The organism is Nocardia sp. NPDC004123 (assembly GCF_053603795.1).
Map to the genome: position 1 here is coordinate 309,727 of NZ_JBSGGG010000003.1, position 26,879 is coordinate 336,605.

Below are 26,879 nucleotides of genomic sequence, written 5' to 3' on the forward strand. Positions count from 1 at the left end.
GCTCGTCCCGAATTGGAGGCAGGCGCTACCCTCCCACTGGATGGACCCCTGGTGTCCTTCGTTCCGATCCGTACGCGGTCGCCTGAGCTACCTACCAATCCTGCCAAGGCACGATCGTGTGAACTGGCGCGCTGAACAGCACTTCCTCAGCGTCTGGACAAGGCGCCCCGCGCCCCGACTCGTCCCACTGCTTCTCCCGCTCGGCCAGCTCACCAGTCACGGTGTCCGGATCGCCGTCCAAGTACAGCAATCGAATCCGCAGCGATCCGCTCGCATAGTCTCGGCGCGACTCGCCGATCGGGAGCGTGGGATGCTTCTGCACAGTGTGCAAGGCGAACGACCAAGCCCCTGCCACACCGGCGCAATTCAGCAGGTCGGGAATTCGCACCCGATCCTGCCACCGGAACTGCTCGTGGGCCTCCGCACTGTGTGGGTCTGCCAGGTACCCAACTGTGATGTGCAGCCCGCGGTTGGGGCGGAAAGGCAAAGCGTCGGCTGACACCAGAACCCGCGGCGCGACATAGCCTTTCACCGGGGTGAAGAACGCCAGCAAGGAGCGCCGGATTCCTTGCATGATCGGGCCCCGCCCCCACTGGAAGGAGTCCTCTCCCAGCTTGGTCCACTCGGCGATGCTCTGCTCGTACGGCGGCCGGAACCAATACATGGCCACGTAATCGGTCCCGCTCAATTCTTCGCCCGAAGGCCCGGCTTCGTTGCGGTCGCGGCGTCGGGCCCACCGATCGCCCCAGGCCACGCCGGGAAGCAGCAGGTTCTCCGGCCGATGGTCAAGCTGGTGCCACTCGTTGTACTCCCGATGTTGATCGGGGTCGGTCAGTTCGATGAACGAGAAGAATGCCCGCTCCGAGAACAACTTTCACCTCCTGATGCGCAAACAATGCATCGTCGCCAGGCACGACCGACTAACGGTATGGGCTTCCGTCGGCCTGCCGGACTCGGAATTCCGTTCATTGGGAGACATGGGGATGTCGTGTGCTGAGTACCGAGCGTCCACGATCGACGACATAGGAATCGACCGATATAGCCACTCCGTTCGGCCAGCGTTCATGCCCGCAGCCACGGGGAGCGCGCGGGCGCGATGGTCCGATCAGAGCGGTCGGGATATTGTGGCTGGTGCCCGGTGGGGAGATCACGAGTAGCTGATGGTCGAGAGAGATCCGTTCGAAACGCAGCGTGATGTCGGTATCGATGTCGTCACGGAGTTGCGTGCTGCGGGTTTCGAGGAGGCCGAGGAGATCGGGCGGGGCGGTTTCGGGGAGGTGTACCGCTGTAGCCAGCCGGCTGCGGGTCGCACGGTCGCGGTGAAGGTGCTGACCGGTGAGCTGGATGAGAATCGGGAGCGTTTCTTTCGCGAGCAGCGTGCGATGGGGCGGCTGACCGGGCACCCGAACATCGTCGACATGCTCGAGGTCGGTGAGACCGCGAGTGGTCACCCGTACCTGGTCATGCCCTATCACGCGCGTGGGTCCCTGGATGCGCGCCTGCGCCGCGACGGTCCGTTGTCGCTGGCGCAGGTGCTGCACCTGGGGGTGAAGCTGGCCGGGGCGCTGGAGACCGCGCATCGGGCCGGGGTGTTGCACCGCGATATCAAGCCGGGAAACATCCTGCTCACCGATTACGGTGAGCCCGCCTTGACCGATTTCGGGATCGCCCACATCACCGGCGGATTCGAAACCGCGACCGGCACGATCACCGGATCACCGGCGTTCACCGCACCGGAGGTCCTCAGTGGTGACGCCCCGAGCCGGGCCTCGGATGTGTACGGGCTGGGCGCCACGCTGTTCTGTGCGCTGACCGGGCATGCGGCCTACGAACGCCGCAGCGGCGAGGAGGTCGTCGCGCAATTTCTGCGAATCACCCAGCAACCGGTACCGGATCTACGGGAGCAAGGAATTCCCGACGACGTCTCCGCGGTGATCGCGGCGGCCATGTCCCGCGAACCACGCGGCCGTCCCACCGCCGCGGAGTTGGGCGAGCAATTGCGCCAGGTAGAGCGCGATCACGGTTTCCGGGTCGATGCGATGACGCTGCCGCCCGAACCGGCAGCCGAGCCCGCCTCGGTTGTCACGTCGGTGCCCGCGGCGGGGAGTCGTACCGGGAACCTGCCGATCGAGCTGACCAGCTTCGTCGACCGGCGGATCCAGCTGACCGAAATCAAGAACCTGCTGGCGGGGTCACGTCTGGTGACGCTGACCGGTATGGGCGGGGTCGGCAAGTCACGGCTCGCGCTGCACGTCGCCGACAAGGTGCAGCGAAATTTCACTGCCGGTGTGCAATTGGTCGAGTTGAGTGATCTGCGCGATGAGACACTTGTGGTCGATGTCGTGGCCACCGCCCTCGGGCTGCGAAACCAGAGTGCCCGGCCGACGCTCGAGGTGCTGTTGGAGCTCTTGTCCGAGCGCAATCTGCTGCTGGTACTGGACAACTGCGAGCACGTGATCGATGCGGCCGCGGCGCTGACCGAATCGCTGCTGCGGACCTGCCCGCAAGTGCGGATTCTGGCGACCAGTCGAGAGGCACTCGGCGTCGGCGGGGAATCGGTGTTCGTGGTGCCGCCGTTGGAGATTCCCGATATGGCGAGCAACCCCGGGCTGCGTGTGGTGACCCGCCACGACGCGGTGACATTGTTCGCCGAGCGAGCCGCCGCGGCCGTGCCCGGCTTCGAGGTAACCCAAGACAACGGGGGCGCCGTAGCTGGGATCTGTGCTCGCCTGGACGGGCTGCCCTTGGCGATCGAGTTGGCGGCGGCCCGGCTCCGAACGATGTCGCCCGAGCAGATTCTGGCGAGGCTGGACGACCGCTTTGCCCTGTTGACTCGCGGGAGTCGTGGTGCCCCGATGCGGCAGCAGACATTGCGGTGGTGCATCGACTGGAGCTATGACCTGTGTACTCCGGCCGAGCAGCGGTTGTGGGACCAGCTGTCGGTGTTCGCGGGCACTTTCGAGCTCGATGCGGCCGAGCAGGTGTGCGGCGCCGATCCGACCGAGACGCAATTGCTCGATACCTTGTCCGCGCTGGTGGACAAGTCGATCCTGATCCGCGAGGAAACCGAGGGCACGGTCCGCTTCCGGATGCTCGAGACCGTTCAGGAATACGGCCGGGAGCAGGCCGAGGACAGCGGGAAGTACCCGGAATACGTTCGACGGCATCGGGATTGGTGCGAGCGGTTGGCACTCACGGCGGAGGCGGAATGGGTCGGCCCGCACCAGTTGGCGTGGGTTGCCCGGTTGGAGCGGGAGCTGCCGAATCTGCGGAAAGCACTGGAATTCAGCCTGTCCGAATCGGACGAGAGCGGATTGCGGATAGCCACAGCCCTGTCTCAGTTCTGGACCTTGCGCGGGCGGCTCGGCGAAGGACGTCGCTGGTGCGAGCGCGCGCTGGCCCAATCGACCGATGCACCGCCGCTGGATCGGGCCAAGGCCCGCTATGCGGTCGGCACGATGGCCGTCATGCAGGGTGACCTATCGGCTGCCATCGACAATGTGGGACAGCTGAAGACCCTGGCCGAGCAGGCGGCCGACCCGCTGGTCGCAGCCCTGCTCGCCCACGTCGAGGGAATCAACGCCTTTGCGAGCGGTGAACTGGGTCGCGCCAGTACCCTCCTGGCCGCTGCCATCGACTGCTATGAGACATGCGGCGATCTCATACTGCATGTGGACGCCCTGATTTCGCTCGGATGGGCTTACTCACTGCAGGGCGATACCGCGCGGGCCCTCGCGAGCCTCGAGAAGGCGCTGGCGATCACCGAATCCGCCGGTGAAACGATGCTTCGGTCGTGGGTGTTGTGGGCAACGGGCTTTGCCTTGTGGCGAAGCGGTGCGCGCGACCGCGCCGAACACGTATTGCAGGAGGGTATTCGAGCGGCCCGGCTGATGTCGGACCCGCTCGTCGCCACGGTCTGTTTAGAGATATTGGCCTGGATCGCGACCGAGCAACACCATGCCCGGCGCGCCGCTGTGTTGCTGGGCGCCGCCGACGCGCTGAGCCGCATCGGCGGCAGCTCTGCCTCTATGCTTCCCAATCTGCTCATCTACCATGAGGAACTCACGCGCACCAGTCGCGAGATGCTCGGCGCGCGTACATTCGACGCGGCTCGTCAGGAAGGCGCCGCAATGAGTTTCGACGCCGCAGTGAGCTTCGCGCTCGGCGAGAGAGCCGAAGCGACCGCACCGACCCCTCATTCAGTGGGAAACCTGACCAAGCGTGAGCGCCAGGTCGCCGATCTCATTGCGCGCGGTCTGACCAACAAGGCGATCGCCACCCGGCTGGTGATTTCAGCACGCACCGCCGACGGACATGTCGAAAATATCCTCACCAAACTGGGCTTCACCTCACGCACGCAGATAGCGGCTTGGGTCGCCGAGCAGTCCGAACTCTGACTCCGACAAAACGTGCTGTGACGCCATCAGTTGATGTGTCCACGGCAGCCCGCAGGGCGTGTCCCTGACGGGGGTTGATAGAGGCATGCTGAGCGTCAACTCGCAACCACGATGGCACGAGTGCGAGATCGCCATCGGACGTCTTTCCCGATGAGCGAGAAAATGCGCCATCTCGCCCGTTGTCGCGTCGTAGCCTTCCAAGCCCGGCCCCCGCGTTCGAGCGGATAGCGCGAACTGATTCTCGGTCATCCCGAACCTGCCACCGACCGGCCCGGCCCGGCAGTTGATGCGCGATGTGCTTCTGCCCAAGGCCGTCTCCGATTCGCTGTCCCATTGAGCGGAAGGGTGGCCCGGGCCCGGCCGTTGCGCAGCCGATGATGAAGGAAGGGTATGACCCCGATACAGCAGATGCAGAAAGCGATCATGACACAGCGACTCGAGGGCGAGAAGGCCCTCGTCCGTCGATCCGCGATGGCGTAGACGCATCTGCTGGCCGAAGGCTACGAGAGTCGGCGCGGCCGACAACTGCTGAACCTCGGCCCGCCCTCGAATCCACGAGACATGCTCGCCCGCATGGGCGTACCACTCCCGGAAGGTAACTCATGACCGACACCGTCGTCGGCGACGTCTCCGCCCCCATTCGATCGAGAAGCCGTATTGCGCCAGGCGATCGAGGAATGCGAGGCGGCTCCGCTGCTGATGTCGATGGTGCACGTGACCGGTGATGTCGGGCTCCTCGACGAATTCGGGCCACGTCTGACCATCGAGGAACCCGGCAACCATTACCGCACCGGTACCCGCCCGGCAGTTCCGCCGGGGACCTACCCCGACGATGTCGTCGCCGATGTCCGTGCCCGTGAGGTGCTGACGCCGGATTCGGTTGCCGCGCTGGAGGTTCCGGACGACGAACTGTTTCAGCGGATGGCGATCGTCTGCACCGCGCAACGAGTGGACGCCGAATTCGTCCCGATCCTGTTGGAACAGGCCGGATTCATCAAGAACCAGCGCCGCGTTCCGGTGACGGTGACTCCGCCGACCGACTTCGAGGTCATCGTCATCGGTGCCGGCATCAATGCCGGAATCAAGCTGGGGGAGGCAGGATTTCCGTTCACTATCTTCGAGGAACGCGACGACATTGGCGGAACCTGGCAGCGCAACACCTATCCCGGCGCGGCGGTGGACACCCCGAGTCATACACGACCACGCGGCGATGGACGTCGAACAACAGGCGCTGGACGAATACAACCGGCGTGTCGACGAAGCGCTCGACGAGACCGTCTGGGTGCATCCGGTGCGCAGGTCAACGGGTACTACCGCAATACGGCGGGGCGGGCCGTCGTCCCGTGCCCGTGGCGCCTGGTCGATTACTGGACCATGCTGCGCGCACCTCACCCCGAAGACCTGACCTTCCTACCGCATCGAAAGGCATTGTCGTGACCGAAAATTCGATTCCTGACGTACTCGCCCCGGCTCAGCTGGGACCGGTGACCCTGCGTAACCGGATCATCAAATCCGCCACCTTCGAGCACATGGCCCCCGGGGCACTGGTCAGCGATGAGCTCATCGACTTCCACCGCCAGGTCGCGGCCGGCGGAGTCGGCATGACGACAGTGGCCTACTGCGCGGTGGCGCCGGAAGGTCGCACCGAGGCCGACCAGATCTGGATGCGCGAGGAAGCGGTGCCGGGTCTGCGGCGGCTCACCGACGCTGTTCATGCCGAGGGCGCGGCGATCTCGGCCCAGATCGGTCACGCGGGTCCGGTGGCGGGTGCGAAGTCCAATGGGCTCCCCGCGCTGAGCGCCTCGCGGCGCATCAGCCCGATGGGGCCGCAGGTGACGCATGCGGCGACCGTGGCTGATATCGAGCGAATCCGCACAGCGCACGGCACAGCGACACGGCTGGCCATCGAATCCGGTTTCGATGCCGTCGAAATCCATTTCGGCCACAACTATTTCGCGAGTTCCTTCCTGAGCCCGATCCTGAACCGACGCAAGGACGCCTACGGTGGGTCCTTGCGCAATCGCGCCCGCTTGCTGCGTGAGGTCGCCGCCGAGGTGCGCGAAGCCGCCGGTAACCGCATCGCGGTAGTGGCGAAACTGAATATGGATGACGGCGTGCCCGGCGGCTTCTGGCTCGACGAGGCGATCCAGGTAGCGCAATGGCTCGAGGCCGACGGCAGTCTCGACGCCATCGAGCTCACCATCGGCAGTTCCTTGCTCAACCCGATGTACCTGTTCAAAGGCGAGGCGCCACTCGACGAGTTCGCCGCGGTGATGTCGCCGCTGATGCGGTTCGGAATGAAGCTGGCGGGCAAGTTCTTCCTGCACAACTACCCGTACCAGGATCTGTTCATGCTCGATGCCGCGCGGCAGATCCGGGCGAACGTCTCGATGCCCTTGGTCCTGCTGGGCGGCATCACCGACAAGGCCGCAATGGACACCGCGATGGCCGAGGGTTTCGAATTTGTGGCGATGGCCCGCGCCCTGCTGCGCGAGCCGGACCTGATCAACCGCATTCGCGAGGATCACGAGAAGACGTCCTTGTGCATCCATTGCAACAAATGCATGCCGACGATTTTCTACGACACGCATTGCCCGCTCGCAGGGCTGCGGACGACCACGGACGAGCCGGCTGTCATCGCCCTCACGAACCACCGGAGCCCACGGTGACGTCCATCGAAAGCCCGTCCGGCGCGGCCCGGCCGGATCGTACGGAGTCCGCGGAAATAGTGGTCGCCCGTGCTCACGAATTCTGAAGTGCCCGAGGCGGATAGGAGATCGCCCAGGGCTGGTTTCTCTCGGACCTGCCCGGTACGAACGGCCGGGCAGACGCTCTTCGATGCTGGCAACAGCGGAAAACAGGTGATTCAGTGGGCGTATACGCAGTGACGGGGTCGGCCTCAGGAATGGGGCGGGCTGTTGCGGAGAAACTGCGAAAGCGCGGGCACACCGTGCTCGGCGTCGACCTGCGGGATGCGGAGATCGTGGCCGACCTGTCGACCCCGGCCGGTCGTCGCGCCGCCGTGGACGGGGTGCTCGCCGCGGCGGACGGCCAGCTCGATGGCGCCGTACTCGCCGCGGGTGTGGGTCCGATTCCCGGGGCCGAACGCGCTCGACTGATCTACGAGGTGAACTTCCGTGGGGCCGTCGAACTTCTCGAAGGCTGGCAATCGGCCCTGGCCGCCGCATCGGAGTCGAAAGTTGTTGTGTTCGGAAGCAATTCGACGACCACCACGCCTGCGGTCCCTCGTCGAGCGATTCGCGCGCTGCTGACCGGCGACACGGACAAGGCGCTGCGGGCGGTCAGGATCTTCGGTCGGCATGCCCCGTCGATCGCCTACGCGGCATCGAAGATCGCCGTGAGCCACTGGGTGCGCCGCCAGGCGGTGACCGAGCGGTGGGCGGGACGGGGGATCCGGCTCAATGTCCTGGCTCCCGGTGCCGTGCTGACCCCACTGCTGGAAAAACAACTCGCCACCCCGGCCGAGGCGGCCGCGATCCGGAGTTTCCCGGTACCGATCGGTGGTTTCGGCGATGCCGGTGATCTTGCAGAGTGGGCGGTGTTCATGGTGTCACCGGCCGCGCGGTTCCTGTGCGGCAGTGTGGTATTCGTCGATGGCGGTAGCGACGCGTACTTCCGGGCAGACGACTGGCCTCGCTCGGTTCCGCTGCGGCGACTTCCCGGATATCTGCGGCGCTTCCGCGGTTTCGGCAAACGTTGACCGGCTGTGTCCCGTCCGTCGCGCGGGACACAGCCTATTGTCGTCACCGACGTGAGGTCGAGGGCACGTGCCTGCCCAGAGGACGTCGAATCGGTCCTGTTCTCATTCGAATTTGCTTGTGCCGCAAAGAGTTCTGCACTTCGCGTCGGTTGCAATGCTTCAATCGGTCAAGCCTGCCGGATGAGGTCCGCGCTCTGCCCGACGCGTTCCGAGGAGGCGATGATGGTCGATGCCTGTGTCGTGGTGGCGGCTCATTGCTCGATCAGCGGCGCAGGGTGATCGCCCCGCAGGTCGGTGCTGTCCAGCCCAGGTCGGCGGAGATGGACAGATGGCGATCGAATCCCGTGGCGATGTCCTGGGGCATGGGCGTGGCCTTGCGGGTTTCGAGATCGACGTGCAGCGAAAGGACTTCGAGGGTATTGGACAGGCATTCTCGCGATCGGTCGAAGAGGAATGTCATCATGTGCACGGCTTTGTCGGTCCGGCCCAGGACGCGTGTGTGCACGGAGAACTTGTCGCCTTCGCGTAGCTCGCTGTAGTACATGATGTGGTGTTCGGTGGTGAACAGGCCCAGCCTTCGGTCCGATAGGTAGGACTCGTCGACGCCGACGTTCCTCAAGAGAGCGCCCGCGCCTTTGGAGTTGTGGTGCAGGTAATGCGCGACGTTCATGTGGCCGTTGAGGTCGATGAGGTCGGCGGTGACGATGCCTTCGACTGGATTGGGAAGTGACAGGACTTGTTCGAGCGTGGGCAGGTAGGGCGCCATGGGTCCTCATGGTCGTCGTCGCGGAGGAAGTCCACGGCGCTGGTTCCCACTCAGCGGTCCCTGCGAGGCAGCGGAGCGGGGTCGGGGCGGCGGCCGACCCACCCGCAGGGTAGACCGCACGTTTCGAGGAACTCCAGCGTACGGTTGCCGTCGACGGATACGCGGTTGATCTCGAATGCCTCGGCGAAGTGACCGCACGCCGGGCACCTGCCGAAATAGTGCAGAAGTTCGCGAACGGAATACGGGTGGTCCGGGACGCTGGGGTCGCTCATGGCGTTGTCATCGCCTCTGTGGCCGCGGTGGCGGAGGGCTCGATCAATACGACGACCAGATTTCGGGGACCGTGAACGCCTTGTACACGCCGCAGTTCGATGTCGCTGGTCGCCGATGGTCCGCTGAGCAGCGTGAGAGGTCGTGTCGGAACGAGCTGGGCGAGCAGTTCCGGGACGGTGTGGACGATGTCGGCGGTGTCGACCAGGCAGATGTGCCGGTCCGGGACGAGGCTGAGTGCGCGACGTCCCTGACCGGGGCTGCCGTCGAGGGCGATGGTCCCGGTTTCGGCGCAGGCCGCGGCGGAGGTGGTGATCACGGTTGAGACGGCATCGAGCGTGGCGGTGTCCATCGTCGGCTCGTCGATCCGGGCCTCTGAGGGTGTCCATGCCGTGGGGAATCCTGGAGGTACCGCTGTGATTCGGTCAGCGGTCAGGTCCCGCAACAACGCCGAGATGTTCGGTTCGGTCGTGGTGTGGACCTCGGCCCCGTAGTCGCGCAGGCGTTCGGTGAACTGCGCGACCAATGTTGCCCGGTCGGTATTGCCGTGTTGTCGGTAGTCGCGGCTGACGCCATCGGTCGGCGCGGAGGTCGCGATGGCGGCGCGGATGCGGCGGAGCATGTCGTCGCGGGTATTCATCGATGGTTCCACCAGGTACGGAAGGTCTCTCGGGGCGGGAGCGGAAGGTCGCGCGCGGAAGTCCATCCCGACAGCGGAGGCGGCAGCCGGTCGAGGGTGCCGCGCCGATTGCGGAGCAGTCTGGCCGCGCGCAGCAGCCGGATGGCCCGGGCGAAGCGCCGTTGGCTGCGCATGATCCAGGACGTTGCGGCCATCGTCGCGGATTCCGGTGTCGGGAGGCGATGCGCGGCAGTGGTTTCCGCGCGCAGGTGCACGAGTATGGACGGGATGTCGATGCGCACCGGGCAGGCGTCGAAGCATGCGCCGCAGAGGGTTGACGCATAGGGCAGGGAGGGGTTCTCGGCCACACCGGTGAGCTGTGGGGTGAGGACTGCGCCGATAGGCCCCGGATACACCGAGCCGTAGGCGTGCCCGCCGGTGCGCTCGTAGACCGGGCACACGTTGAGGCAGGCCGCACAACGGATGCAGTGCAGCGCTTCACGTCCCACTTCGTCGGCGAGGGTGGCGATGCGTCCGTTGTCGAGCAGGACGAGGTGGAACTCCTGCGGCCCGTCGCCTGTGTGCACGCCGGTCCATAGCGAGGTGTAGGGGTTCATGCGCTCGCCGGTGGCCGAGCGCGGGAGCAGTTGGAGGAAGACCTCCAGATCGCGCCAGGTGGGGACCAGCTTCTCGATGCCCATCACGGTGATCAGGGTGTCGGGCAGCGTGAGACACATGCGGCCGTTGCCCTCGGATTCCACCACCGCGAGGGTGCCGGTCTCGGCGACGGCGAAATTCGCGCCGGACACGGCGACCTTGGCGTTCAGCATGGTTCGGCGCAGGTATGCCCGTGCGGCGGCGGCGAGTTCGGGGGGATCGTCGGTGAGGTTCGGGTCGACGCCGGGCATGGAGGTGGTGAAGATGTCGCGAATCTCGCTGCGATTGCGGTGAATCGCGGGCACCACGATATGCGAGGGTTTGTCTCCGGCGAGTTGGACGATGAGTTCGGCGAGATCGGTTTCGTGCGCGGCGATCCCGCGGTCGGCCAGGGACTCGTTGAGGCCGATCTCCTGTGTCACCATAGATTTCACCTTCACCACCTCGGTGGCGCCGGTGGCGGCGACGAGATCGCCGATGATCCGGTTGGCCTCGGCGGCATCGGAGGCCCAGTGCACGGTTCCGCCGTGCGCGGTGACCGCGGCCTCGAGTTGCTCGAGGTGCTTGTCGAGGTTGGCGAGGGTTCGGCGCTTGATGCTTTGCCCTGCCAGGCGCAGCGCCTCCCAGTCGGGTACCTCGCCCACCACCCGTTCGCGTTTGCCGCGGATGGTGGCGGTGGCGGCGCTGATATTGCGGCGCATCTGCGTGTCGGCGACGGCGACACGGGCCGCCACCGGGAACGGGTTCTCACCCTTGAGCGGTGAATTACCGTGTGGAACAGGGATTCCCAGGAAAACGCCGCCTCGATTGCGGTGCTCGTTCATGGCGTGGCCGCCAGGATCTCGGCGAGGTGCACCGTGCGAGTGCCCGCGCGCAGCCGCGACAGGCCGCCACCGATGTGCATCAGGCACGAGGAGTCGGCGGCGGTGCAGGTGTGCGCGCCGGTGGACTGCACATGGCGCATCTTGTCGGCCAGCATGGCGGTCGACACATCAGGGTTCTTCAAGGCGAAAGTGCCTCCGAATCCACAACATTGGTCCGCAGCGGGCAGTTCGACGAGATCGATGCCCGACACGTTGCGCAGCAGGCGCAGCGGACGGTCGTCGACCCGCAGCATCCGCAGCGAGTGACAGGTGGGGTGGTAGGTGACGCGGTGCGGGTAGTGCGCACCGACATCCTCGACGCCGAGCACATCGGTGAGGAACTCCGACAGTTCCCAGGTGCGATCCGCGACGGAGGTAGTCTCCGCCGCGAGACCGGCGTCTCCGGCGCGGCGGGCGACCATCGCGTGCTGATGGCGCACCGAGCCGACGCAGGAGGCCGAGGGCGCGACGATCGCGTCGTAGCCGGTGAAGGCGTCGACGTGATTGCGCACCAGGCCCAGTGCCGCATCGGGATAGCCGGTGTTGATGTGCATCTGGCCGCAGCAGGTTTGGGCGGGCGGGACGACGACCTCGTGGCCGAGCCGTTCCAGCAGCGTCACCGTGGCCTTGCCGACGTCGGGGAACATGGACTCGACCAGACAGGTGACGAAGAGCGCGATCTTCATGCGGCGACCCGCTTCTCGGTCAGCAGCGCCACGCGCTCGGCCGCGAGCCGCCACGCGGAGTCCGATCTCGGCTCGTAGTGCAGGGGAGCGTGGGTGTGCGCGACCAGTCGGCGCGCGGCGGTCCAGGTGGGCAGAACGCGCGCCGAAATGGCTTGGGCGAGCAGATTTCCCATCGCCGTCGCCTCGACCGGGCCTGCGGTGACCGGAAGGCCGCACGCGTCGGCGGTGAGCTGGCACAGCAAGGCATTGCGCGCCCCACCGCCGACCAGATGCACGATGTCGATACCCCTGCCTCTGGTGCGGACGACGTCGGCGACGGCTCGGGCATGGCCCAGGGCGAGGCTGTCGAACACGCAGCGCGCGAACTCGGCGGGTGTGCGCGGTGGCGGACCGTCACAGTGCGCGGCGATGCGGGCGGTCATACCGCCCGGGGTTTGATGGCCGGGAGCCAGGTAGACCGGGTCGTCGACATCGATGACGGTGGTCAGCGCGGGCACCTCGGCGGCCTGTTCGCACAGTGTCGACCAGTCCAGACCCGGCCATTCCCGCTGGCACTCCTGCAGCAGCCACAAACCCATGACGTTGCGCAGGTAGCGGAAGCCGGAGATGCCGGTTTCGTTCGTGAAGCCGGCCGCCCGGGCCGTGGTCGACAACAGGGGAGTGGGCCGTTCGACACCCACCAATGACCAAGTGCCACTGGATATGTAGGCGAAGGATCCGGACTCGGCAGGGATGGCGGCGACCGCGCTGGCGGTGTCGTGGGACGCCACGCGCACGACCTGGACGTCGTGGCCGCCGATCGCCTCGCGCACCGGGCCGCGCAACCCGCCCAGGACCGTGCCGGCGTTGCTGATCGGCGTGAAAATTCGCTGCGGCAGCCCGAGTCGTCGGATCAGGGGGTAATCCCAGTCCCGTTCGGCGACGCCGTAGAGCCCGGTCGTGGAAGCGTTGGTGCGTTCGGTGCCCATACGATCCGTGAGCCAGTAGCCGAGCAGATCCGGGATCATCAGCAGATGGCGGGCGGTGTCGAGCCGGTGCTCCGGCTCGGCCCGCAGTTGATGGATGGTGTTGAACGGCAGATCCGCGATACCCGTGCGCTGGTAGAGGCCCTGGATGTCCACCGGTATCGGTGAACGCCAGGATGTGCGCAGATCGCGGTAGTGATACGGCAATCCCATCAGCCTGCCGTCCTTGTCGAGCAGTCCGTAATCGACGGCCCAGGAATCGATTCCGGCCGACCGCACCGGACCGGCGGCGGCCAGCCCGGCGCATGCCTGACGGTACAGGCCGGTGATGTCCCAGTGCAGCCCGTCGGGCAGGTGCACCGGCTCGTTGGCGAAGCGATGCACCTCCCGGACCGTCAGCTGTTCCTCGGTCACCACACCGTGGACGACGCGCCCGCTCGACGCGCCGAGATCGATTGCGGCGAAACTGTTCTCCACAGGCGCTTCGAAGGGCCCGCCAGCGCGGCTCATCGCAGGAACGCGGCAGCGACGCCGCTGTCGACGGGAATGTGCAGACCGGTGGTGTGCGCGAGCTCGCCGCCGGTGAGCGCGAAGACGGCATTGGCGACGTGCTCGGGCAGTACCTCGCGCTTGAGGATGGTGCGCTGGGCGTAGAACGCGCCCAGGTCCTTCTCCTCGACCCCGTAGACGGCGGCGCGCTGTGCGCCCCAACCGCCGGTGAAGATGCCCGAACCACGCACCACGCCATCGGGATTCACGCCGTTGACGCGAATGCCGTGGTCGCCGAGTTCGGCCGCCAGCAGCCGGACCTGGTGGGCCTGATCGGCTTTCGCCGCGCTGTAGGCGATATTGTTCGGCCCGGCGAACACGGCGTTCTTGCTGGCGATGTAGACGATATCGCCACCCATGCCCTGGGCGGCCATGGTGCGCGCGGCCTCCCGCGAGACCAGGAACGAACCGCGTGCCATCACCGAATGCTGGATGTCCCAATCGGATTCGCTGGTCTCCAGCAGCGGCTTGGAGATCGACAGCCCGGCATTGTTGACCACCAGGTCAACGCCGCCGAATGCCAGCACCGCGGCGTCGAGGGCCGCCCGCACCGCGTGGGCATTGGTGACGTCCACGGTGACCGGGACGGCCGCGTCTGCCGAGCCGATTTCGGCGGCGACCCGTGCGGCGGCGTCGGCGTCACGGTCGGCGACCACGACGCACGCGCCCTCTCCCGCCAGCCGCAGCGCGATGGCCCGCCCGATGCCCGACCCGGCGCCGGTGACCAGCGCGACCCGGGTCGCCAGCGGCTTGGGTTTGGGTATGCGGGCCAGCTTCGCCTCCTCGAGCCGCCAGTATTCGATGCGGAACTTCTCCGACTCCTCGATCGGGGCATAGCGGGAGATCGCCTCCGCCCCGCGCATGACATTGATGGCATTGATATAGAACTCGCCGGCGACCCGCCCGGTCTGCTTGTCTCGCCCGAAGCTGAACATGCCGATGCCGGGCACCAGCACGATCGCCGGGTCCGCGCCGCGCATGGCCGGGGAAGCCGCGTCGGCGTGACGGTTGTAGTAGGCCGCGTAGTCCTCGCGATAGGCGGCGTGCAGCTCATGCAGCCGTGCGATCACCTCTTCCAGGGGCGCGTCGGCCGGGGTGTCGAGCATCAGCGGGCGAACCTTGGTGCGCAGGAAGTGATCCGGGCAGGAAGTGCCGAGCGCGGCGAGCTCCGAGTGCCCGGCGCGCGACAGGAAGTCCAGCACCACTTCGTTGTCGTCGAAATGGCCGACCTGGGGCCGGTCGGTCGACGCCAGACCGCGGATCACCGGAGCCAATTCGGCGGCCCGGGCGCGGCGGCGTTCGGGGGCGAGCGGCTCGAACTCCGCCACCGTCGATCCGAACGGCTCGGCCCGGCCTCGGGTGTCGATGAATTCCTGTGCGGTGCGGATGATCTCGAGCGAGTTCGCCTCGCATTCGGCGGACGTGTCGCCCCAGGCGGTGACGCCGTGCCCGCCGAGGATGCATCCGATGGCCTGCGGGTTGTCCCGGCGGATGGCCGCGATGTCGAGGCCGAGCTGGAAGCCCGGCCGCCGCCACGGCACCCAGACAACCCGGTCACCGAAGCACTCCTTCGTCAGTGCCTCGCCTTCGGCGGCGGTGGCCAGCGCGATGCCCGCGTCCGGGTGCAGATGGTCGACATGGTCGGCCTCGACGAGCCCATGCATGGCGGTGTCGATGCTCGGCGCGGCGCCGCCGCGTCCGTGCAGGCAGTAGTCGAAGGCGGCGACCATCTCGTCCTCGCGGTCGACGCCGGGGTAGACGTCGATGAGAGCCCGCAGCCGGTCGCGGCGCAGCGTGGCGAGCCCGGCCGCGGTGAGGGTGCCCAGGTCGCCGCCGGAACCCTTGAGCCAGACCAGCTCGACCGGCTGGCCGGTCACCGGATCGGTGTCGAAGCCCTTGGCAGAGGTGTTGCCGCCCGCGTAGTTGGTGTTGCGCGGGTCCGCGCCCAGGCGGTTGCTGCGCTCGAGCAGTTCGCGGACGGTGTCGTTGGTGTGGTCGGTCATTGTCATGCTCCCCAGCCCGCGGCCTGGCCGCCGAGTCGTTCGTTGATGATCTTCTGCATGTATCCCGAGCGCTGGAATGCGCCGATCGGGTCGGGATCGAGTCCCATGTCCTCGCGCAGTTCCCGCAGCATCGGGCGCACGTCGGTGTTGTAGGCGTCCATCAGGATCGCGTTGGCTCCCAGGACGTCTCCCTCGCGCTGCGCCTGTGCCAGCGCGGCACGGTCGATCAGCAGCGCCTTGGCGGCGGCCTCCTGCACATTCATCACCGACCGGATCACCGCCTGGATCTTCGGCTCGATGTTGTGGCACTGGTCGAGCATGAACAGCAGCCCGGAATCCGGTCCGATGGCATCGGCGGCGGCGATCTCGTTCACGATCCGGAACAGCTGGAACGGATCGGCGGCCCCGACCATGAGGTCGTCGTCGGCGTAGAAACGCGAGTTCAGGTCGAACGCGCCGAGTCTGCCCTCGCCGAGCAGGAACGCGACGATGAACTCGATATTGGTGTGCGGCGCGTGGTGCCCGGTGTCCACCACGACCGATGCCTGGGGGCCCAGTTTCAGGCAGTGTGCGTAGGCGGTGCCCCAGTCGGGGACGTCGGTGGCATAGAACGCCGGTTCGAAAAGCTTGTACTCCAACAGCATTCGCTGGTCTTCCGACAGCCGTGCGTAGACCTCGGACAGTGCTTCGCCGAGCCTCCGCTGCCGTGTGGTCAGATCGTCCTGGCCCGGGTAGTTCAGTCCGTCCGCGAACCACAGCTTCAGATGGCTCGAACCCGTGGCGTCCATGATGTCCACGCAATCGAGCAGATGCCCGATGGCCTTGCGCCGGATCACCGGATCGGGGTGACAGACGCTGCCGAGCTTGTAGTCGTCATCCTGGAAGGTGTTGGAGTTGATCACTCCGATCGAAACTTCGTGCTCGCGTGCGTGTTCGGCGAGTTCGGCGTAGTCGTCCACAGCGTCCCACGGGATGTGCAGCGACACCTCGGGGGTTACGCCGGTGTAGCGGTGCACCTGCGCCGCGTCGGCGATCTTCTCGAACGGATCGCGCGGCACGCCGGGCTGGGCGAAAACCTTGAAGCGGGTTCCGGAGTTCCCGAACGCCCAAGACGGCAGCTCGATGTGCAGTTCGCGCAGTACCGCGCTGGGATCGGCAGGGCCTGGCATCGTCGTCAACTCCTGGATTGAAACGTTTCAGAACGATGATGAAGATAATATCCGCTCATGACGGCAGTCAATACCGTCCAGCGCGCATTCCTTGCGAGCGGTGAAAATCCACTACGATTGACACGTTTCAATGGGAGGAGCGGTCATGGCGGCGAGCATCAAGGACGTAGCGCGGCGCGCGGGTGTCTCGCTGGGCACCGTCAGCAACGTGCTCAATCGCCCCGACCAGGTGTCTCCTCGCACCCGGGAGCGGGTCCAGCGGGCTATCGCGGAAACCGGGTATGTGCGCAACGATTCGGCACGCCAGCTCCGCGAGGGGCGCAGTCGCACCCTGGCCATGGTGGTGCTCGACATGGCCAACCCCTTCTTCGCCGACGTCGCACACGGCGCCGAGGAGGAAGCCGCCGCGCACAACGCGATGCTGGTGCTGTGCAACAGCGCCGATGATTCGGTTCGCGAGCGCAGGCATCTCGAACTCATCGCCGAGCAGCGCATGCGCGGTGTGCTGATCACACCGGTACTGGGTGACGGTGAACAGGCCCTGGAGACGCTGGCCTCTCAGGGGATTCCAGCGGTGCTGGTGGACCGTCGGAGCGGTCGTCCCGGTCGGTGCTCGGTATCGGTCGACGACGTCCTCGGAGGACGGCTCGCCGTCCGGCACCTGCTCGACCTCGGTCATACGCGGATCGGGTTCGTCGGTGATCCGGCAGGCACCACGCAGGTCGCGGACCGCCATCGGGGCGCAGCCGAAGCCATCGCTGAATCGGGGGCGCACCTGGACGTGATTCCCATGGCGGCAATGACTTTCGAGGCGGGACGGGACGCCACCGAAGCCCTGCTGGACCAGGCGGACCGGCCCACCGCACTGTTCTGCGCGAATGATCTGCTGGCGCTTGGCGCATTGCAAGCGCTGACCCTGCGCGGCAAATCCGTGCCCGGCGATATGGCTGTAATCGGCTACGACGACATCGATTTCGCGGCCGCCGCGGCCGTACCGCTCTCCTCGGTCCGGCAACCCCGCGCGGAACTCGGGCGCACGGCGGCGCGATTGCTGCTGGAGGAAGCCGATAACGCCGACGGTCATCGCCATCAGCACGTGGTGTTCATGCCCGAACTCGTCACCCGGCGATCGACTCTCGGCTGAGCCCCTCGTATGGCGCGGTGAGCTCCGTGCGGACCCTCGGGCCGCCGTGTCCGGGCGCGAGGCGGTAACGACTATGCCGCGTGGACGGTTCGCCGGGGGCTGACGCCGCCATCACTTCCGGCCCCGAGAATCGTTGCTCAGGCAGCTCACCGGCCCGGGACGGAATGGGCTGCTTCAGCCCGCCAATGTCGACTCGCGGGCAGTGAGCGTCACCAGGTGGGCGTGTGAGGATGAGGTTTGCGGGTTTTCGTGGAGGAGTTGATCCACCAGGTGCCGAGCCATGGCGATGTGGTCGATCCGGATGCTCGACAGGGTGGGGGCGAAGGCGGCGGCCGTTGGGCTGTCACCGTGGCCGACCACGGCGATGTCGCCGGGCACCGACAAGCCGGCGCGCAGGGCGGCTCCGACGACGGCCGCGGCGGTGTCGTCGTCGAATGCGACCACGCCGGTGACGCCGACGCGCCGCCAATCGCGGATCGCCGCCGCGGCCGAGGCGGCGTGATCGACGGTGTGCGCCAGCAGTGGCGCGAGACCGAGCCGCGTGGCGGCGTCCTGCGCCTGCGCGGTGCGGTCGGCCACTGCGGTGCGACGATTCGGATCGCTAGGAGCCGCGAATCCCAAACGGTGATGGCGGCATTCGTGCAGATGCGTCACCTGAAGCTGGGTTCCGATGAGGGTCCCCGGCCAGTCGTCGCCCGGTATCGTCAGGAACCGCTCGACACCCGCGGCGTGCAGGCTTGCGGCGTCGTGCTCGGCGAAGGTCCCCAAAGCGAAGGTGCGCACCGCATCCGGTGACCGCCAGTTCCGTGCGACTCCCCGGGCGGGTTGAATCTGGGTGAGCAAGCTGTACCCCGAATGTTCCAGCATCCGCTCGGCTTCCGCCAGGCAGGCCGAAACGACCGGATCCAGGGCGCGGGAGGGAAGTACCAGGAGCAGGACCCTGCACGCCGCCTGGCGAGCCGCAGTCCGTCGTGCGCTCGATCGGAGTGCGCCGTCGACGGTGCGGCAGTAGCGATCCGCGTATGGCTGAGGCGCGGCGTCACTCATCGCGGTGACCCCGCTTCGGTTCGCGGTGGGCCAGCCGGAACTGTCTCGCGTACGCGAACCGGTCCAGGACGACACATTGTTACTCCTCCGGGCGTCGATGCGTCGGGGACAACTGTATGAAACGTTTCATTTACCGGTCGTGAATAAGACCGTAACACTCCGATTCGGCCGTGACAACCCTCGCGGAACTGGGGTTTTGCGATGAATTTGGGCCGTTATTCGGGGTTTTGGCGAACGTAGAGCCGAAAAGGTGACTCGATGTGACTCTCACGCGATCGTACTAGCGCGAGATAGTTGATCGTGGCTTCCACATGGCGCTTGAAGGCCCACGGATGTGGCGGCATTCGAAAGATTCAGGAGAAGTCGGTGTCGAGTACCGGGAAGGCGAGGGCGCCCCTGTGGCGCACCGCGGTGATGCTGTCGGCGGTCGCGATGGGTGGCCTGCGCGTTGTCGGCGGGAATGATGGAACCCGTTTCGGCCCATGCAGATTCGGCAGGATCGACCGCGCCCACCGCCGAGGACCTGTACGCGGCGACGAGCCGATCGGGCGCATTCCTTGCGCTGGATTACGGTCCGCCCGTACTATCGTGTGAACTAGCACGCAATAGTGCTGTCTATCTGGGCTTTTAATCTCCGAAATGGGTATGGTTACGTGAAAGTGGAATCCTCCGAAGAGTTGATCGCCGACCGATTGCCGGGTGCGCCCGCTGTGCTGGAACCGGTCGACGGCGCGTTCATCGGTCTGATGGTCGGCGCTCAGTTCGGGGTCTTCCTGGCGTTCATCACCCCTTTGGCCATCTCGTTGTCGATGAAGCTCGATCAGCTGGTCCCGGGGCACGAGCAATACCTGGGATACGTCACCGGCGCGGGTGCGGTGGTGCCGTTGCTCTCCGGACCGCTGATCGGCACGCTCAGCGACCGGGTTCGCGGCCGGTTCGGCCGACGGCGACCGTTCCTGGTCGGGGGAATGTGCCTCGGCCTGATTGCGCTCGCGGTCATGGCGCTGGCCGACAGCGTGCCCATGCTCGTCGCCGGTTGGATCCTTGCCCAGGCGGGGTGGGGGACGGCCTTCGGGGTGCTGAGTTTCGTTCAGGCCGACCGGGTGCCGGAGGAACAGCGCGGCAAGGTGGCTGGACTCGGAGGTTTCGCCAGTCTGATCGCTCCGGTGGTCGGAGTCGTCCTCTCAGGCGCGCTCAAAGGCTCGAACCTGACGTTGTTCCTGGTACCCGGCGTATTGGGCGCGATCCTGTTGACGGCGTTCGTGTTTTGCGTGCCCGAGGACAGCCGCGCGCTGCCGCCGGCCGAGCCGATCAGCGTGCGGTCGCTGCTGGGCAAGTACGTCTTCGATCCACGTCGGCATCCTGACTTCTCATTGAACTGGCTGGGCCGCTTCCTGTTCTACTTCGGCCTGACCTTCAACTCCACCTACGCGGCCTTCTACTTCGCCTCCCGCTTGGGCGTGAGTGTCGACCAGGTGACCACCGTGCTCGGGGTCGCTTCGGCGGGCAGCGTGCTCGCGACGGCGGTCGGTGCGCTGGGCGGCGGCTTCCTGTCCGACCGGCTGCGGCGTCGCCGTTCGCTGGTGCTGGCGTCCGGCATCGTGTTCGCGATAGGGGCGGTGGTGATGGCGCTGTCCACGGGCATCGCGACGCTCGTCGCGGGTTCGTTCATCACCGCGGTCGGCCTCGGCATGTTCTCGACTGTCGATCAGGCGCTCGCGTTGGATGTGCTTCCCGATCGCGAGACCCAAGCCGGCCGTTATCTCGGTGTCCTCGGCTTCGCCACGTCGGTGCCGCAGTCGGTGGCCCCCTTCGTCGCTCCGCTCGTGCTCGGGTTGGGCGTCGCGGCGGGGGAGAAGAACTACGAGTTGCTCTATCTGCTGGCCGCGGCGTTCACCGTCGCGGGCGGCTTGGTGATCATGCGGATTCGATCCGCGCACTGAACAGACCGACAAGGACAAGGTAATGACATCACAATGGCGTGCGGCCTTCGTGACCGCTCCATTCGACCTCGAACCAGGCGGTGCCGCACCGTATTTCCGTCGTGAGTTCGAGCTCGAGACCGCGCCGGTGCGCGCAACCCTGCATGTGACGGGCATTGGTCTGGTCGAGCCGCATCTCAACGGGGCGCGCGTGGGCGACGAGATGCTCGCGCCGGGCTGGACGTCCTATCGGCATCGGCTCCAGGTCAGCAGCCATGACGTCACCGGGCTCGTGCAGGCGGGACCGAACGTGGTGGGCGCGGTGGTCGGTGAGGGCTGGGCGGTGGGCCGGATCGGCTATGAGGGCCGCAACCATCACTATGCCGATCGTCCCGCCCTCTTCCTGCAGCTGGATCTGGACTACGGCGATCACACCGAATCCCTCTGCTCCGGACCCGAATTCACCGCTGCCACCGGCGCGGTACTGGCCAACGGCATCTACGACGGCGAGACCTACGACGCCCGGCTGGAACCGGCGGGCTGGTCCGAACCGGGCTTCGACGCGACGGCGTGGCAGCCGGCCGCCGAGTTCGAATGGGACGCAGCGACCCTCGTGGCGCCCATCGCCCAACCGATCCGGCGAATCGAGGAACTTGCGCCGGTCGCCATCACCACCTCGCCGAGCGGCAAGACCATCGTCGACTTCGGTCAGATCCTCAGTGGCTGGGTGAGGCTCACCGTCGAGGGCACGGCCGGAGCGACGGTGGCCCTGCGGCACGGTGAATTGCTGAGCGACGGTGAACTCGACGTCAGCACCCTGCGCACCGCCGCGGCGACCGACCGCTACACCTTGCGCGGCGGCGGGCCGGAGACCTGGGAGCCGCGCTTCACCTTCCATGGATTCCGCTACGCCGAAATCGACGGATATCCCGGTGAATTGAGCGCCGACTCCCTGCGGGCGGTGGTGGTACACAGCGATATGCCGCGCACCGGCTGGCTGGAAACCTCTGACGCCCGGCTGAATCAGCTGTACTCCAACGTGGCGTGGTCCATGCGCGGCAACTTCGTCGGCGTGCCCACCGACTGCCCGCAGCGCGATGAAAGGCTCGGCTGGACCGGCGATATCAACGCCTTCGGCCCGGTCGCGGCATTCCTGTACGACGTGCGCGGCGTACTCGGATCCTGGCTGCGGGATCTTGCAGTCGAGCATCGCGAGAAGGGCTTCGTGCCCTTCGTCGTCCCCGATGTTCTCACCGCGCCTTCCCCGCCCACCGCGCTGTGGGGAGACGTCGCGGTGAGCCTTCCGTGGACGCTCTACCGCGAGTACGGCGACCCGGATATCCTGCGCGACAGCTACGAATCGATGACCGCCTTCGTGCGTCAGGTCGCCGAACGGCTCGACGAGCGCGGATTGTGGAGCACCGGTTTCCAATACGGTGACTGGCTCGATCCGGACGCTCCCGAGGACCGACCCTCGGAAGCCAAGACCGATCGGCACCTGGTCGCACAAGCCTACTTCTGCAAGGTCGTCAAGGAACTCGCCCGCACCGCCAAGGTCATCGGAAAAGACCAGGACGCGCTCGAATTCACGACCCTCGCCGACCGGGTGCGGGATGCCTTCCGGCGCGAATACATCACCCCGGCCGGCCGCGTGGCGAGCGAGACGGTGACCGCTTACGCATTGGCCATCGTGTTCGATCTGCTCGAGCCGGATCAGCTGGCGGTGGCGGGGGAGAGGATCGCGGATCTGGTGGCGCGCAGCGGCTATCGCATCTCCACCGGATTCGCGGGTACACCGCACGTACTGCCCGCGCTCACCGACACCGGTCAGCTGGAAGCCGCGTACTCGGTCCTGATGGAGACAGGCTGCCCGTCGTTCCTCTACCCGGTCACCATGGGCGCGACGACGATCTGGGAGCGCTGGGACGCCATTCGCCCCGACGGCACGTTGAATCCGTCGGGCATGACCTCGTTGAATCATTACGCCTATGGGGCCGTGGCGGATTGGCTGCACCGGGTGGTGGGCGGACTGATCGGTGAGGAGCCGGGCTACCGTCGCATGCGGATCGCGCCGCGACCCGGAGGCGGGCTCACCCACGCCACATTGCGCCACACGACCGGGCACGGGGAGATCACCGTCGCCTGGCGGATCACCGGCGACGCCATGCGCGTCGAAGTCGACATCCCGGCCGGCACCGCGGCGACGGTCGAACTGCCGTGCCATCCAGACGGGCTCGCGGTGGCGATCGAAGGCGGACACCACGAGTGGGAATACACCCTGCCGGGTGTAGCCACTGTGGAGTACACGATGGACACTCCGCTGCGCACCCTCGCCGACGACACTGCGGTATGGCGTGCCTTGACCGCCGTATTCTCCAAACACTTTCCGGGGATCCCGATCGACGGCAAGGCGCCGGAGGCCGCCGCGGTGTCCCTCAACACCATTCTCGAATATGTCCCCGGTGCGCCCGCGGACCTGAAAGCCGATCTCGTCGCGGCGCTGACGGCGGCGGAAGTGGGAGGACACTGATGTCCGATATCGACGCTCTCACACTGGAACAGAAGGCCTCTCTGCTGTCCGGTGCGGACATGTGGCGCACCAAGGCGGTCGAGGCGGCCGGTATCGAGTCGTTCGTACTGGCCGACGGTCCGCACGGGGTCCGGTACCAGGAGGGTGTGGCCGACCATCTCGGCATCAACAACAGCCTTCCGGCAACCTGCTATCCGACCGCCGCGGCGGTCGGATCGAGCTGGGACCCGGACGTCGCACAGCGCATCGGCGCGGCCATCGGGCGGGAGTGCCGGGCATTCGGCATCACGGTGAGTCTGGGCCCCGGGGTGAACATCAAGCGATCCCCGTTGTGCGGCCGCAATTTCGAGTACTACTCGGAGGACCCAGTGCTGTCCGGCGCTCTGGGCGCCGCGCATGTGCGGGGGCTGCAAGGCGAGGGCGTGGCCGCGTCGGTGAAGCACTTCGCCGCCAACAACCAGGAAACCGATCGGATGCAGGTCAGCGCCGACATCGACGAGCGCACGCTGCGAGAGATCTACCTGCCCGCCTTCGAAACGGTGGTGAACCAGGCGAGTCCGGCGACGGTGATGTGTTCCTACAACCGTGTCAACGGAATCCACGCCTCACAGCATCGCTGGCTGCTGACCGACGTGCTGCGCGAGGAATGGGGATTCGGCGGCGTCGTGGTCTCCGACTGGGGCGCGGTCCACGATCGCGTCGCGGCGCTCGCCGCCGGACTGGATCTGCAGATGCCCGGCAGCACGGGTGATGACGCGACGGTCGCCGCAGCAGTGCGGGCGGACGAGCTCTCGGCCGAGGTCGTCGACATGAGCGTGCGCAGGCTTGCCGCTTTGGCCGCGCGAAAGCAGCCTCCCACCGGAGGTTTCGATGTCGATGCTCACCATCGGCTCGCCCGGGAACTAGCCGCGGAGTGCGCCGTCCTCCTCAAGAACGACGGCGCGGTGCTCCCGCTGACGGAGGCCGTCGGCTCGATCGCGGTGGTCGGAGCCTTCGCGGCTCAGCCGCGCTTTCAGGGCGGGGGCAGCTCGCACATCAACCCCACACGCGTGGAGACGGCCCTCGAAGCCATCCAGGCGTACGCCGCGGAGCACGGTCACGCGGTGGTGCACGCCGCCGGGTTGGAAGAAGGCGCGGTCACCGTTGCCGCCCGCGCCGACGTGGCCGTCGTTTTCGCCGGTCTCGCGGAGAAGGACGAGTCGGAGGGATTCGACCGCGCGAGCATCGAATTGCCCGTCGAGCAGGTGGCGCTCATCCGTGCCGTCGCGGCGGTGGCGACGCGGACCGTGGTGGTGCTCTCCCATGGCGGCGTGGTCTCGATGGAGGGCTGGCACGACGACGTCGACGCCATCCTGGATGGCTGGCTGCTGGGCCAGGCCGGTGGGGGCGCGATCGCGGACCTGCTCTTCGGGGTCACTGCGCCATCCGGACGTCTCGCAGAGACGATTCCGATGCGGCTGCAAGACAATCCGTCGTATCTGAACTTTCCGGGCGAAGCCGGGCACGTGCGCTATGGCGAGGGCACGATGGTCGGCTACCGCTACTACGAGACCGCCGAGGTGAACGTTCGCTACCCGTTCGGCCACGGCTTGACCTACACGCGCTTCGCGGTGTCCGGTCTCGAGGTGCTCAGCGACGGCGACGACGCCGCGACCGTGCGCGCCACCGTCACCAATATCGGTGACCTGCCAGGCAAGTACGTGCTGCAGGTGTATGTGGCGACCGAGGCCGGTCAGGTGCGTCGCCCGGTGCGGGAACTGCGCGCGTTCCGCAAGGTAGCTCTGGCCCAAGGCGAATCGACGACGGTGGAGCTGACCTTGGACCGGCGTGCGTTCGCCTACTACGACATCGTCCGAGGCGATTGGGCGATATCCAGCGGTGAGTATGCGATTCAACTCTGTGACGATGCCTCCACCGTGATCGCGGAACACTCGCTTGTGCTCGCGGGTGACCTTCTCGCCCGGGAGCTTTCACTCGATTCGACCGTCGGCGAATGGTTCGGTCATCCGACAGTGGGACCCGCGCTCGTCGAATCGCTGGGTGCGGGGCTGACCGACGAACAGCGGCAGCAGGCCGAACAGGGCATGGAGATGCTGAAGATGGTCGAATCGATGCCCATGCGGCAGCTACTGGATTTCCCCGGGGTCGACATCCCGGGGGAGACCCTGCGGTCACTCATGGAACTCAGCAGATCCGCGGCGCCGGTGGTGTGAGTTCCGAGAGTCGCTCACGTCGGACTCGGGGCTACCGTCGGCCCCGGTGAGCGGCAGGGGTGCGAGGTACTGCGAGCGCTTCCCTCTCGCAGTACCTCGCACGTGCTAGCGTAAGTTTGGCTGGCCAATGCGTTTTCGGGAGGTGAATGTCGGTGCCGCCGGCGAAACAGCGGGTCACCGCGTCCGATGTCGCCCGCTCGCTCGGGCTGTCCCGGGCGACGGTGGGCTTCGTGCTGAACAACACTCCCGGGCAGACGATTTCGGAGAAGACGCGCAAGCGAGTGCTGGCCGAGGCCGACCGGCTCGGCTACCGGCCCAATCGCGCCGCGCAAGCGCTGCGCCGCGGTCGGAGTCATCTGATCCTGTTGGTCCTACCGGACTGGCCGAGGGAATCGGCCATGGGCGAATTCCTCGACGAGCTCGCCACGGTCCTCGACGAGGCCGGCTATTCGCTGGTGACCGACACCCGCCGGACCGGCGACAACAAGGCTCGTCCCCTCTGGGAGTCGCTGGCCCCGGACGTCGTCATCGGTTTGGCGAATTTCGGTCCCGCTCAACTGGATTCGCTGCATGCCAGCGGAGTCGGCCAGATTCTGACCGGGGCGCTGGGAGATTCGGAGTCAGCGACCGCGGGCACTCGAGTACAGGTTCGGTACCTGTATTCTCGCGGCCATCGCCGGCTGGCGTTCGCCGCACCTCGGGATGAGCGCCTCGGCGATCTGGCCCAAGCCCGAATCGCAGCCGCCCAAGCGGAAGCGGCTGCGCTGGGACTCGGGCCTCTCGACGTGGCCGCGGTCGAACAAGCCGACGGCTCGGCCGATCAAGCGGTGCGGAACTGGCGGGACGCCGGTGTCACGGGTGTAGTGGCCTACAACGACATCAGCGCGGCGGTGGTGGTCGGTGCCGCGGTTCGCGCTGGCATCGGCGTCCCCGCGCCGCTCGCGGTGATCGGTCACGACGACACCAGGCTCGCGGACACTTTCGTGCCGTCCCTGTCCAGCGTCCGGATGGATGCGGTAGCCCTCGGTCGGCAGGTCGCGGAGCTCGCCCTGCATGCGGCGGGGCACCTGCCTGTCCCTCCGGATCCGGTCTCCCCGGAGTTCACCGTGGTGCGGCGCGAGTCCGCCTGATCACGGCTTCTCCATTCGGTATTCGTTCCCACGTGAGTGAAGTCCGTAGGAGCACTAGTACGAGCTAGTGAGACGCGCTACCGTGCGGTTGGCCGAGCGGCCAGTCGGGGGCGCTCGGCGCAGCTTCGCGTGCTCACAGTTGACGGGCCACAGTCACTTACGCCGCCGAAACAGGAGAGCAAGGGCCTCCAGGATCGCCGGACGATCCTCGGGCTTCATGTCCCTCAT

The 26,879-nt window shown here is 66.7% G+C and carries 18 protein-coding genes; 9 read left to right on the top strand and 9 right to left on the bottom strand.

What is annotated here, in order from left to right; genetic code table 11:
• Positions 1-91 precede the first annotated feature (91 nt).
• Complete coding sequence (locus ACWEQQ_RS05785; protein ID WP_452346242.1) at positions 92-871, bottom strand: hypothetical protein; 780 nt, start codon at positions 869-871, stop codon at positions 92-94.
• Positions 872-1,160: 289 nt separating this feature from the next.
• Between ACWEQQ_RS05785 and ACWEQQ_RS05790 the strand changes: the two genes are divergently transcribed.
• From ACWEQQ_RS05790 to ACWEQQ_RS05805, 4 genes are all read left to right on the top strand, one after another.
• Positions 1,161-4,397, top strand: coding sequence for a protein kinase domain-containing protein (locus ACWEQQ_RS05790; RefSeq protein ID WP_452347341.1), 3,237 nt, complete (start codon positions 1,161-1,163; stop codon positions 4,395-4,397).
• A gap of 657 nt (positions 4,398-5,054) precedes the next feature.
• Positions 5,055-5,834 carry an NAD(P)-binding protein gene (locus ACWEQQ_RS05795; protein WP_452347342.1) on the top strand — a complete coding sequence of 260 codons (780 nt, stop codon included), beginning with the start codon at positions 5,055-5,057 and terminating at the stop codon, positions 5,832-5,834.
• Positions 5,831-7,066: an NADH:flavin oxidoreductase gene (locus ACWEQQ_RS05800; protein ID WP_452345802.1), complete on the top strand. Its 1,236-nt coding sequence runs from the start codon at positions 5,831-5,833 to the stop codon at positions 7,064-7,066. The genes ACWEQQ_RS05795 and ACWEQQ_RS05800 overlap by 4 nt, the downstream gene beginning before the upstream one ends.
• Positions 7,067-7,266: 200 nt before the next feature.
• Positions 7,267-8,118, top strand: coding sequence for an SDR family oxidoreductase (locus ACWEQQ_RS05805; protein ID WP_452347343.1), 852 nt, complete (start codon positions 7,267-7,269; stop codon positions 8,116-8,118).
• A 262-nt stretch (positions 8,119-8,380) separates the two neighbouring features.
• Here ACWEQQ_RS05805 and ACWEQQ_RS05810 read toward each other — a convergent pair whose 3' ends face one another.
• From ACWEQQ_RS05810 to rhaI, 7 genes are all read right to left on the bottom strand, one after another.
• Positions 8,381-8,884, bottom strand: a complete 504-nt coding sequence (locus ACWEQQ_RS05810) for a thioesterase family protein (RefSeq protein ID WP_452345804.1) — start codon at positions 8,882-8,884, stop codon at positions 8,381-8,383.
• Positions 8,885-9,152: 268 nt separating this feature from the next.
• A complete protein-coding gene (locus ACWEQQ_RS05815) occupies positions 9,153-9,794 on the bottom strand; it encodes a LutC/YkgG family protein (protein WP_452345805.1) in 642 nt (213 codons plus the stop codon).
• The gene (locus ACWEQQ_RS05820; protein WP_452347344.1) at positions 9,791-11,254 is read right to left on the bottom strand and encodes a LutB/LldF family L-lactate oxidation iron-sulfur protein; all 1,464 of its coding nucleotides are present in this window, start codon (positions 11,252-11,254) and stop codon (positions 9,791-9,793) included. The genes ACWEQQ_RS05815 and ACWEQQ_RS05820 overlap by 4 nt, the downstream gene beginning before the upstream one ends.
• Positions 11,251-11,979 (bottom strand): (Fe-S)-binding protein, encoded by a 729-nt coding sequence (locus tag ACWEQQ_RS05825; RefSeq protein WP_452347345.1) that lies wholly within the window; start codon positions 11,977-11,979, stop codon positions 11,251-11,253. The genes ACWEQQ_RS05820 and ACWEQQ_RS05825 overlap by 4 nt, the downstream gene beginning before the upstream one ends.
• Complete coding sequence (locus ACWEQQ_RS05830) at positions 11,976-13,421, bottom strand: rhamnulokinase (protein ID WP_452347346.1); 1,446 nt, start codon at positions 13,419-13,421, stop codon at positions 11,976-11,978. The genes ACWEQQ_RS05825 and ACWEQQ_RS05830 overlap by 4 nt, the downstream gene beginning before the upstream one ends.
• Positions 13,422-13,450: 29 nt before the next feature.
• Positions 13,451-15,496, bottom strand: a complete 2,046-nt coding sequence (locus ACWEQQ_RS05835; protein WP_452347347.1) for a bifunctional aldolase/short-chain dehydrogenase — start codon at positions 15,494-15,496, stop codon at positions 13,451-13,453.
• A 2-nt stretch (positions 15,497-15,498) separates the two neighbouring features.
• Positions 15,499-16,665 (bottom strand): L-rhamnose isomerase, encoded by a 1,167-nt coding sequence (rhaI, locus tag ACWEQQ_RS05840; protein WP_452347348.1) that lies wholly within the window; start codon positions 16,663-16,665, stop codon positions 15,499-15,501.
• Between the two features lie 145 nt (positions 16,666-16,810).
• Between rhaI and ACWEQQ_RS05845 the strand changes: the two genes are divergently transcribed.
• The gene (locus ACWEQQ_RS05845; RefSeq protein WP_452347349.1) at positions 16,811-17,809 is read left to right on the top strand and encodes a LacI family DNA-binding transcriptional regulator; all 999 of its coding nucleotides are present in this window, start codon (positions 16,811-16,813) and stop codon (positions 17,807-17,809) included.
• Positions 17,810-17,983: 174 nt separating this feature from the next.
• Here the strand turns inward: ACWEQQ_RS05845 and ACWEQQ_RS05850 are convergent, their stop codons facing one another.
• Positions 17,984-18,856, bottom strand: coding sequence for a substrate-binding domain-containing protein (locus ACWEQQ_RS05850; RefSeq protein ID WP_452347350.1), 873 nt, complete (start codon positions 18,854-18,856; stop codon positions 17,984-17,986).
• 608 nt (positions 18,857-19,464) lie between these two features.
• On the opposite strand from ACWEQQ_RS05850, the gene ACWEQQ_RS05855 reads away from it, so the two are divergent.
• From ACWEQQ_RS05855 to ACWEQQ_RS05870, 4 genes are all read left to right on the top strand, one after another.
• Positions 19,465-20,799, top strand: coding sequence for an MFS transporter (locus ACWEQQ_RS05855; RefSeq protein WP_452347351.1), 1,335 nt, complete (start codon positions 19,465-19,467; stop codon positions 20,797-20,799).
• Between the two features lie 22 nt (positions 20,800-20,821).
• Positions 20,822-23,308 (top strand): family 78 glycoside hydrolase catalytic domain, encoded by a 2,487-nt coding sequence (locus ACWEQQ_RS05860; RefSeq protein ID WP_452347352.1) that lies wholly within the window; start codon positions 20,822-20,824, stop codon positions 23,306-23,308.
• Positions 23,308-25,521 carry a glycoside hydrolase family 3 C-terminal domain-containing protein gene (locus ACWEQQ_RS05865; protein ID WP_452347353.1) on the top strand — a complete coding sequence of 738 codons (2,214 nt, stop codon included), beginning with the start codon at positions 23,308-23,310 and terminating at the stop codon, positions 25,519-25,521. The genes ACWEQQ_RS05860 and ACWEQQ_RS05865 overlap by 1 nt, the downstream gene beginning before the upstream one ends.
• A gap of 152 nt (positions 25,522-25,673) precedes the next feature.
• On the top strand, positions 25,674-26,651 hold the full coding sequence (locus tag ACWEQQ_RS05870) for a LacI family DNA-binding transcriptional regulator (RefSeq protein WP_452347354.1): 978 nt from the start codon (positions 25,674-25,676) through the stop codon (positions 26,649-26,651).
• Positions 26,652-26,879 lie beyond the last annotated feature (228 nt).

Excerpts from the sequence above, each read along its gene's own strand:
- ACWEQQ_RS05820 (WP_452347344.1), bottom strand. The coding sequence starts at position 11,254 with ATGAACGAGCACCGCAATCGAGGCGGCGTTTTCCTGGGAATCCCTGTT.
- ACWEQQ_RS05850 (WP_452347350.1), bottom strand. The coding sequence starts at position 18,856 with ATGAGTGACGCCGCGCCTCAGCCATACGCGGATCGCTACTGCCGCACC.
- ACWEQQ_RS05860 (WP_452347352.1), top strand. The coding sequence starts at position 20,822 with ATGACATCACAATGGCGTGCGGCCTTCGTGACCGCTCCATTCGACCTC.
- ACWEQQ_RS05815 (WP_452345805.1), bottom strand. The coding sequence starts at position 9,794 with ATGAATACCCGCGACGACATGCTCCGCCGCATCCGCGCCGCCATCGCG.
- ACWEQQ_RS05845 (WP_452347349.1), top strand. The coding sequence starts at position 16,811 with ATGGCGGCGAGCATCAAGGACGTAGCGCGGCGCGCGGGTGTCTCGCTG.
- ACWEQQ_RS05865 (WP_452347353.1), top strand. The coding sequence starts at position 23,308 with ATGTCCGATATCGACGCTCTCACACTGGAACAGAAGGCCTCTCTGCTG.
- ACWEQQ_RS05810 (WP_452345804.1), bottom strand. The coding sequence starts at position 8,884 with ATGGCGCCCTACCTGCCCACGCTCGAACAAGTCCTGTCACTTCCCAAT.
- ACWEQQ_RS05790 (WP_452347341.1), top strand. The coding sequence starts at position 1,161 with ATGGTCGAGAGAGATCCGTTCGAAACGCAGCGTGATGTCGGTATCGAT.
- ACWEQQ_RS05835 (WP_452347347.1), bottom strand. The coding sequence starts at position 15,496 with ATGACCGACCACACCAACGACACCGTCCGCGAACTGCTCGAGCGCAGC.
- ACWEQQ_RS05825 (WP_452347345.1), bottom strand. The coding sequence starts at position 11,979 with ATGAAGATCGCGCTCTTCGTCACCTGTCTGGTCGAGTCCATGTTCCCC.
- rhaI (WP_452347348.1), bottom strand. The coding sequence starts at position 16,665 with ATGCCAGGCCCTGCCGATCCCAGCGCGGTACTGCGCGAACTGCACATC.